Origin of the sequence: Streptomyces sp. SID9727 (assembly GCF_010550605.1) — a bacterium.
Taxonomy (GTDB): Bacteria; Actinomycetota; Actinomycetes; order Streptomycetales; family Streptomycetaceae; genus Streptomyces.
Genome location: NZ_JAAGNI010000272.1, coordinates 1 through 964 on the forward strand (window position 1 = coordinate 1; position 964 = coordinate 964).

General features: G+C 77.8%; 1 protein-coding gene. It reads left to right on the plus strand.

Annotated features, from left to right (window positions below; genetic code table 11):
• Positions 1 to 964: helicase-related protein (locus tag G3I41_RS17590; RefSeq protein ID WP_164401175.1), on the plus strand; the 964-nt coding region annotated here is incomplete at both ends.

Consider the following 964-nt stretch of genomic DNA (forward strand, 5'->3'; position numbering starts at 1 on the left):
TCGTCGCCGAGCCGCGCCGGATCGCCGCCCGCGCGGCGGCCCGGCGCATGGTGTGGCTGCTGGGCGAGAAGACCGGGGGACGCGTCGGGTTCACGGTCCGCGGCGAGCGGGTCGTCGGCCCGGACACCGTGGTGGAGGTCGTGACCACCGGCGTGCTGCTCCAGCGGTTGCAGCGCGACCAGGAGCTGGCCGGGGTGGACGCGGTGATCATCGACGAGTGCCACGAGCGCCACCTGGACGCGGACACGGCGGCCGCGTTCCTGCTGGACGTGCGCGCGGCGCTCCGCCCGGATCTGCGGCTGGTGGCGGCGTCCGCGACGACGGACGCGGAGGGCTGGGCGCGGCTGCTCGGGGACGCCCCGGTGATCGAGGCCCAGGGGGTGTCGCATCCGGTGGAGGTGGTGTGGGCCCCGCCGTCCGTGCCGGTGCGGCCGCCGCACGGGATGAGGGTCGACCCGGCACTGCTGGCCCATGTCGCCTCCGTGGTGCGGCGGGCCCTCGCCGAGCGGGACGGCGACGTGCTGTGCTTCCTGCCCGGCGTCGGCGAGATCGGACGGGTCGCGGGGCAGCTGGCGGGCGCCGGGGCCGAGGTGCTCCAGGTGCACGGGCGGGCGCCGGCGGCGGTGCAGGACGCGGTGCTGGCCGGTTCGTCCTCGGGGCGTCGGGTGGTCCTGGCGACCTCGGTGGCCGAGTCCTCGCTGACGGTCCCCGGAGTGCGGACGGTCGTCGACTCGGGGCTCGCCCGGGAGCCGCGCACCGATCACGCCCGGGGGCTGAGCGCGCTGGCCACCGTACGGGCCTCGCAGGCGGCGGGCCGGCAGCGCGCGGGACGTGCGGGGCGCGAGGCACCGGGAACGGTCTACCGCTGCTGGGACCAGGCGGAGGACGGCCGGCTCGCCCGCTTCCCGTCGCCGGAGATCCGGGTGGCCGACCTGACGGCGTTCGCCCTCCAGGCGGCCTGCTG